Annotated in this window: 8 protein-coding genes and 3 tRNA genes; 9 read left to right on the forward strand and 2 right to left on the reverse strand. The window is 73.7% G+C overall.

What is annotated here, in order from left to right; genetic code table 11:
* Window positions 1–293, reverse strand: a 293-nt coding sequence (locus F9B16_RS47970; protein ID WP_225992620.1) for a MerR family transcriptional regulator, incomplete at its 3' end; no start/stop codon positions are given.
* A gap of 65 nt (window positions 294–358) precedes the next feature.
* Here F9B16_RS47970 and F9B16_RS47975 point away from each other — a divergent pair.
* The 4 genes from F9B16_RS47975 (at window position 359) to F9B16_RS47990 (ending at window position 4262) form a co-directional block, all read left to right on the forward strand.
* Complete coding sequence (locus F9B16_RS47975; protein WP_151546940.1) at window positions 359–1129, forward strand: maleylpyruvate isomerase family mycothiol-dependent enzyme; 771 nt, start codon at window positions 359–361, stop codon at window positions 1127–1129.
* Window positions 1130–1145: 16 nt separating this feature from the next.
* Window positions 1146–1898 carry a Tat pathway signal sequence domain protein gene (locus tag F9B16_RS47980; RefSeq protein WP_151546941.1) on the forward strand — a complete coding sequence of 251 codons (753 nt, stop codon included), beginning with the start codon at window positions 1146–1148 and terminating at the stop codon, window positions 1896–1898.
* An 87-nt stretch (window positions 1899–1985) separates the two neighbouring features.
* A complete protein-coding gene (locus F9B16_RS47985) occupies window positions 1986–3206 on the forward strand; it encodes a M20 metallopeptidase family protein (RefSeq protein WP_151546942.1) in 1221 nt (406 codons plus the stop codon).
* Between the two features lie 138 nt (window positions 3207–3344).
* A complete protein-coding gene (locus F9B16_RS47990) occupies window positions 3345–4262 on the forward strand; it encodes a hypothetical protein (protein WP_151546943.1) in 918 nt (305 codons plus the stop codon).
* Between the two features lie 4 nt (window positions 4263–4266).
* Here F9B16_RS47990 and F9B16_RS47995 read toward each other — a convergent pair whose 3' ends face one another.
* Window positions 4267–4833, reverse strand: coding sequence for a YceI family protein (locus F9B16_RS47995; protein ID WP_151546944.1), 567 nt, complete (start codon window positions 4831–4833; stop codon window positions 4267–4269).
* Between the two features lie 102 nt (window positions 4834–4935).
* Here F9B16_RS47995 and F9B16_RS48000 point away from each other — a divergent pair, with 102 nt between their 5' ends.
* From F9B16_RS48000 to F9B16_RS48020, 5 genes are all read left to right on the forward strand, one after another.
* Window positions 4936–5739 carry a universal stress protein gene (locus F9B16_RS48000; protein ID WP_151546945.1) on the forward strand — a complete coding sequence of 268 codons (804 nt, stop codon included), beginning with the start codon at window positions 4936–4938 and terminating at the stop codon, window positions 5737–5739.
* A 170-nt stretch (window positions 5740–5909) separates the two neighbouring features.
* Complete coding sequence (locus F9B16_RS48005) at window positions 5910–6884, forward strand: CHAP domain-containing protein (protein ID WP_151546946.1); 975 nt, start codon at window positions 5910–5912, stop codon at window positions 6882–6884.
* Window positions 6885–6924: 40 nt separating this feature from the next.
* Window positions 6925–6997 (forward strand) — tRNA-Gly (locus F9B16_RS48010).
* A 26-nt stretch (window positions 6998–7023) separates the two neighbouring features.
* Window positions 7024–7094: transfer RNA gene (locus F9B16_RS48015), tRNA-Cys, on the forward strand.
* 14 nt (window positions 7095–7108) lie between these two features.
* Window positions 7109–7180: transfer RNA gene (locus tag F9B16_RS48020), tRNA-Val, on the forward strand.
* Window positions 7181–7278: the final 98 nt, after the last annotated feature.

The following is a 7278-nucleotide window of genomic DNA, read 5'->3' on the forward strand; positions in this document are numbered from 1 at the left end:
ATCTCCGCCTCCAGCGCCGCCCGCTCGGCCGCCACGGCCTCGCCGAGCGAGCGGTCCCCCGCGAGGACGGCCGCGATGGCGGGGAGGCCGAGCCCGAGGCCGCGCAGCCGCCGGACGAGCCGCAGCCGGTCGACGGCGGGCGGGTCGAACCGGCGGTGCCCGCCCGCGCTGCGCGCCGGCTCGAGGATCCCCTCGTCGCAGTAGAACCGGATCGTCCGGACGGGGACGCCGGTCAGCGCCGCCAGGTCGCCGATGCCGAGGGACCCCGGTCCTGTGGCGCCGGTCACAGTCACTTGAACCTCCACCGGGCTGGAGTTCCTACGGTACGGGCACGACGTCCACGAGGAGGGATACGACCATGGACGACAAGGTGCTCGGCGCCGACCGGATCGCCGAGGCGCTGCGCGAGCACACCGGCGGGATGGCCGCCGCCGTCACCGGCGCGGACCCGGACACGAGGGTGCCGACCTGCCCGGAGTGGACCCTGCGCGACCTCGTCGGGCACATCGGCCAGGCGCACCGGTGGGCCACCGGGTTCGTCCGCGACGGCGCGACCGACCTCGTCACGCAGGTGCCCCGGACGGCGCCCGGCGCGGCCGCGGACTGGCCCGGGTGGCTCCGCGACGGCGCGGACGACCTGGTCCGGGCCTTCGAGGCGGACCCGGGCCGCACCATCGCGCACCCGATCATGGGCCCGCGCCCGGCCGCGATGTGGTTGCGCCGGATGCTGCACGACACGGCCGTCCACCACGCCGACGCCGCGTTCACCACCGGTGTCCGGTACGAGATCGCGCCCGGCGTCGCCGCCGACGGGATCAGCGAGTGGCTGGGCCTGGTGACCGAGCCCGCCGCCGCGACGCTCCAGCCGAAGCTCGCCGAGCTGCGCGGGCGGGGCGAGACGCTGAGCCTGCGCCCGTCCGAGCCGTCCGTGCCCGGCTGGGTGATCACCCGCGCGCCGGACGGGCTCGGCTGGGAGCGCGCCGACCGGGACGGCGACATGACCGTCGCCGGGCCCGTCCGCGACCTGATGCTGCTGTTCGCGCGGCGCCTGGCCCCGGACGGCGCGGACGTGAAGGTGACCGGCGACCGGGCGCTGCTCGACCACTGGCTCGCCCGCACGGCGTTCTGACCTCCACAATGGGGCGGTGGCGGACGAGCGGGCCGAGTGGAGCGAGTGGAGCGAGTGGAGCGCCGATCCGCGGCGCGACGGGCTGGCCGCGTTCGCGGGGATCGAGGACGACCGGGCCGGATCGCACCCCGGCGTCCGCCACATCCGGGCTCTGGGCACGATGTACCGGTTCGACGTCCACCATCCGGGCGACGTCGACACCTACCCGGACCGGCAGCGCCAGGAGGTCCGCGGCATGCGGGGGCCGGACGGGCGGGAGCGCCGCGTCGTCGAGGGCGAGACGTGGCGTTTCTCCTGGTCCTGGTACCTGACGCGGGCGCTGCGGGCGACGACGTCGTTCACGCACGTCCAGCAGTTCTTCGCCTCGGTCCCCGGCGGCGGGCCGGGCGGCGGACCGGTGCTGGTGACGTCGCTGCGCCGGCGCGGCGGGCGCGACCTGCTGGAGCTGAACGCGATCCGGTCGGAGGTCGTCGTGGCCGCCGCCGACCTCGGCCCGCTCCGCAGCCGGTGGATCGGCGTCGAGCTGGAGGCGCGGTTCGCCGCGGCCCCGGCCGGGCGCGTCCGCTGGACGGTGACGGCCGGCGGCCCGGCCGGTGCCGGGGACGCGGTCGTCGACGTCGAGCGGGACGGGCTCGACCTGCGGCCCGGCGCGGCGGGCATCTCCCCCAAGTGGGGCATCTACCGGTCGCTGAAGGACGCGGCGCGGCTCGGCGACGTGCATCTCCTCCTCAAGGATCTTCGTGCCCGCCAGGTGCGGCATTTCGGGTGACACCGGCGATACGGTGCAGATGCGGCGCCGGAACGGGCCGCCCGGAAAGCCGCCCGCGGCCACCGGAGACCCCCTGAGGAGGAACCGTTGAGCCAGCCTTCGACCGTCCCCGGGTCCCTGCGCGACGACGCCGCCGCCCTGCAGGACGATCTCGCCCGGCTCCGCGGCGCGCTGCACCGCGAACCGGAACTCGGCCTCGACCTGCCCCGGACGCAGGAGAAGGTGCTCGCGGCCCTCGACGGACTGCCGCTGGAGATCGTCACGGGCGAGCGGCTGACCTCGGTGACGGCGGTGCTGCGCGGCGCCCGCCCCGGCCCGACCGTGCTGCTGCGCGGCGACATGGACGCGCTCCCCGTCACCGAGCGCGGCGACGCCGCCGTGGTCTCGCAGGTCGACGGGGTGATGCACGCGTGCGGCCACGACCTGCACACCACGATGCTGGCGGGCGCCGCGCGGCTGCTCTCGGCCCGGCGCGACGACCTGGCGGGCAACGTCGTGTTCATGTTCCAGCCCGGCGAGGAGGGCCTCGGCGGCGCGAAGATCATGATCGAGGAGGGCGTGCTCGACGCGTCCGGCGAGCGCCCCGTCGCCGCGTACGCGCTGCACGTGTTCTCGGCCGCGCTGCCGCAGGGCATGTTCGTGACCCGGGGCGGGCCGATCATGGCGGCGGCGGACCGGCTGCGGGTCACCGTCCGGGGCGTCGGCGGGCACGGGTCCATGCCGCACCTGGCGAAGGACCCGCTGCCGGCCGCCTGCGAGATGGTCACCGCGCTGCAGACGATGGTGACCCGCGCGTTCGACCCGTTCGACCCGGTGGTGCTGACGATCGGATCGTTCCACTCCGGCACCGTGGACAACGTGATCCCGGACGAGGCGAGCTTCTCCGGCACCGTCCGGTCGTTCTCCCCCGCGTCGCACGAGAAGCTGAAGGAGCGGACGGTCGAGCTGGTGCAGGGCCTCGCGAAGGCGCACGGCCTGGACGTCGACGTCAGTTACGTCCAGGACTACCCGGTGACGATCAACGACGGCGCCGAGGCCGCGTTCATGGCGGACACCATCCGGGAGGTCTACGGCGAGGAGCGCTACTTCGACTCGCCGCAGCCGTTCCCGGCCTCGGAGGACTTCTCCTTCGTGTGCGACGAGGTACCGTCGGCGTTCGTCGTGATGGGCGCGTGCCCGTCCGGCGTCGACCCGGGCAAGGCGGCGGTGAACCACTCCGCCGACGCCCGCTACGACGACGCGGTGCTCGCCGACGGCGCCGCGCTCTACGCCGAGCTCGCCGCCCGGCGGCTGGCGCGGGGGAACTGATAGCCGACCGGTGCGGAGCAGGCGAAACATTCCGGCCCGCCCGGTCGTCAGACTGGGGGGCGGGACGGACCCGCCCGCCGCACTGGGCACGGGACGGGGCGGGACCGGCGGTCCCCCGCGGCGGAACGGAGGGCGCGGGTGTTCATCGGGCTGCTGACGGCGGTGGGCGCGTCGGCCTGCTACGGGACCGGATCGGTCCTGCAGGCGCTCGGCGCCAGGCGGTCCGCGGCGCGCGAGAGCGCCGCGGGCGCCGGGTCCACCGAGTACGGCGGGCCGAGCCTGTCCGCCACCGCGAAGGCCGTCGTGACGTGGGAGTTCATCGTCGGGACGGTGCTGGACACGGCCGGGTTCGCGCTCGGCGCGCTGTCGGCGAAGCTGGTGCCGCTGTTCCTGTCCCAGACGGTGATCAGCGCGAACCTGGTGATCACCGCGGTGCTCGGCATCTGGGTGCTCGGCATCCGGCTCGTCCGGCCGGAGTGGATCTCGATCGGGGTGGTGTGCGCCGCGCTGGTGCTGCTGGCCGGCACCGCCGGGCACGAGGGCGCCGGACGCGTCGCGATCGGCTGGCACTGGGGGCTGCTCGCGGTGTCGGTGCTGCTCGTCGGCGCCGCGCTGCCGATCGTCCGGCTGATGGGGCCGCGCGCGGCGATCCCCGCCGGCCTGCTGTCGGGCCTCTGCTTCGGCGCGGTCGGCGTCGGCGTCCGGATCCTCAACGGCACCGACCCGCTCGCCTGGCGGGACCTGCTCGGCGACCCCGCCCTGTACGCGATCGCGATCGCGGGCCTCGGCGGCATGTACTTCCACACGCTCGCGCTGCAGATCGGGTCGATCAACGGCGCGACGGCGGCACTGGTGGCGGGCGAGACGGTCGTCCCGGGAATCATCGGCGTGCTGTGGCTCGGGGACGCCTCCCGCGAGGGCATGGCGCTGCCCGCGGGCATCGGGTTCGTGCTGGCCGTCGCCGGCGCGGTGGCGGTCGCCTGGTACGGCAACCCGCACGTGCCGGGCGTCCGCGAGCCCGAGCCGGCCGGGACGGCGGGGACCGCCGGGGGTTGAGCGGTCAGCCCTCGTGGACGGCCTGGATCTCCAGGGCGATCGCGATGGTGTCGCCGAGCATGACCTTGTCGCCCTGCAGCGGCACGTTGAACTCGATGCCGAAGTCGCGGCGGCTGATCGACGCGGTGGCGGTGAAGCCGGCGCGGGTGCCGCCCCACGGGTCGGACGCGACGCCGTGGAACTCGGTCAGCAGCCGGACCGGCCGCGTGACCTCCTTGACCGTGAGCTGGCCGTCCAGGTGGTAGCGGGGCCGCTTGGCCCGGCGGCCGATCGTGGCACGTTCCACACCCGTCGCGGCGAACGTCATGACGGGATGGCGCCGCACGTCCAGGAAGTCCGCCGAGCGGACGTGCTCGTCGCGCTCGGCGCTGCGGGTGTCGATCGAGGCCATCCGGATCTCGGCCCGGGCGGTCGAGTCCATCGGGTCGGCGCCGATCACGACCTCGCCGCCGAAGTCGGGGAACGAGCCGCGCACCGTGGTCATCAGGTGCCGGATCGTGAAGGTGATCTCGGAATGGACCGGGTCGATCGTCCAGCGGCCCGGCGCGAGGCCTCCCGCCTCGTCCCCCATGACAAATCCCCCCAAAAAGTACAGCGAGCTTGAAACACGAAAAGTTACCGTAAACCAGTCCATGATCGTTGTGACGGCGCGGTCCGGGGGAATGCTCACCAGATGATCGGCGAACACGTGCTGGCCGGGTACGTCCACGACGCGGGCGGCCGGGAGGCCCTGGACCTGGCGCGCGCCATCGTCGCCCTCACCGGCGGCGAGCTGAGCGTCGCCACCGTCCACCCGCCGGGCCGCGCGGGCGCCGCCGGCGAGGCCCACACCCTCCTCGAACAGGCCGCCGACCTGCTCGGCGAGCAGCCCGCCGAACTGCTCGTCCAGGAGAGCCGCAGCGTCGGCCGCGGCCTCACCGCGCTCGCCGGCCGGATCGGCGCCGACCTCATCGTCGTCGGCTCCCCCGAAGGCGGCGCCCGCGGCCGGATCGGCGTCGGCGCCGCCGCCGACCACCTGCTGCACTCCGCCACCGAGGCCGTCATGCTCGCCCCCGCCGGCTACACCCCGCCCGACGAGCTCGGCCGCATCACCGTCATGTACGTCCGCCGCCCCCAGTGCGACGAGGCCGTGATCCGCGCCGCCCAGGCCGCCGACCGGCTCGACGTCCCGCTCCGCCTGGTCACCCTCGCCATCGGCGACGTCGACGCCGAACGGCTCCGCGACGACCTCGCGCTCGCCATCCGCCTCGCCGTCGAGTCCGCCGAACTGCCCCCCGAGGACGTCACCGCCGACCTCGCCGAAGGCGACGACGTCGCCGACGCCCTCGACGACCTCGACTGGCCCGACGGCGAACTGCTCGTCTGCGCGTCCAGCGAGGACGCCGCCGCCCACCGCGTCTTCCTCGGCGAGACCGCCGTCAAGGTGCTGCGCGCCGCACCCTGCCCCGTCACCGTCCTGCCGAGGGGCTACTTCTGACGGGCCACCCCCGACTAGCCCGTTTTGACCGCTTTCCCGGAACGGCTTGCCGCCCCCGGTTTACCTCGACTACATTCCAGCGAGACCGGAACGTGACCTTGGAACGAGGCACGGACCGGGTCCCCGGTCGGGCGCCCCCTGCCCGAGTCGGCGAGTCGGCAGGGAGCGAGATGGACCCGATCGGCAAGAAGCTGCTCGACGTTGCCCAGAAGCAGCTCGGCTACACCGAGCACGGCAGCGGCTACACCAAGTTCGGCGACTGGTACGCCAAGAACATCGACGGCGACCACGACTCCTACTTCAAGACGGCCCCCTGGTGCGACATGTTCCTCGCCTGGGCCGCCGACAAGGCCGGCGTCGCCGAACAGGCCGGGCAGTTCGCCTCCACCGTCGACCACGCCAAATGGTTCAAGGACCACGACGCCTGGGGCCACACCCCCGAACCCGGCGCCCTCGTCTTCTACGACTGGTCCGGCTCCGGCGACATCGACCAGATCGACCACGTCGGCATCGTCGAGAAGGTCGACGGGCACACCCTCCACACCATCGAGGGCAACGCCGACGGCTACAAGCTCATGCGCAAGACCCGCAGCATGGACGACGTCGTCGGCTTCGGCTACCCCGGCAAGATCCACGTCACCGACGCCAAGCACACCCCCAAGCACGCCGCCCCCGCCACCACCGTCGACAAGGTCGGCGACCCCGCCACCACCACCCACACCCACGAGGAGCAGCACAGCGGCCCCGGCGCGCAGCAGCTCCCCACCCAGGACGTCGTCCTCGGCGGCATCCTCGCCTTCGTCCTCTGCGGCACCGTCGCCCTCGCCGCCGGACGCGCCGCCGCCGCCAAGGCCCCCACCACCCCGCCCATCCGCGTCCGCAAGCGCGGCAAGCACCACCGCCCCTCCACCCCCGTCGCCCTCCCCGCCGACGTCACCCCCGCCGACCTCGACGCCGCCGACGCCGGCACCACCGTCATGCCCGCCCTCTCCCTCGCCGCCGCCCACGAAGCCGAGGACCGCGAGTTCTGGGGCCGCATCGCCCACCTCGAAGAGGACAAGGAGCTCGCGTTCTGGAACTCGCTGCACGCCGAGGCCACCGACAACGCCGCCGACGAGTACGCAACCACTCCCGGATTCCGCTAGAGTTGTCCATGCGCGCCGGGGGAAACCCCGGAGCCGACAAGCGGACGTGGCTCAGTTGGTAGAGCATCACCTTGCCAAGGTGAGGGTCGCGGGTTCGAATCCCGTCGTCCGCTCTGAGAGGCCCGTGCGGCCTCGCTCTGGTGGAGTGGCCGAGAGGCGAGGCAACGGCCTGCAAAGCCGTGTACACGGGTTCAAATCCCGTCTCCACCTCGCAGTACACGCAAGGGCGATTAGCTCAGTGGGAGAGCGCTACCTTGACACGGTAGAGGTCACTGGTTCAATCCCAGTATCGCCCACGATGGAGTGGGGAGTGGTGTGCCCGCGGAAAGCGCGGGCCGGCACTCCCTCTTCGTGTTGACCCGGGGGGCGACCCCCGGACCCCCGATGTGGGGGG

Origin of the sequence: Actinomadura montaniterrae, assembly GCF_008923365.1 — a bacterium.
In the GTDB taxonomy this organism is placed as follows: Bacteria; Actinomycetota; Actinomycetes; order Streptosporangiales; family Streptosporangiaceae; genus Spirillospora; species Spirillospora montaniterrae.

Bases quoted from the DNA above. Each gene is read 5' to 3' on its own strand.
- F9B16_RS48000 (WP_151546945.1), top strand. From the start codon at position 4,936: ATGATCGGCGAACACGTGCTGGCCGGGTACGTCCACGACGCGGGCGGC.
- F9B16_RS47995 (WP_151546944.1), bottom strand. From the start codon at position 4,833: ATGGGGGACGAGGCGGGAGGCCTCGCGCCGGGCCGCTGGACGATCGAC.
- F9B16_RS47975 (WP_151546940.1), top strand. From the start codon at position 359: ATGGACGACAAGGTGCTCGGCGCCGACCGGATCGCCGAGGCGCTGCGC.
- F9B16_RS48005 (WP_151546946.1), top strand. From the start codon at position 5,910: ATGGACCCGATCGGCAAGAAGCTGCTCGACGTTGCCCAGAAGCAGCTC.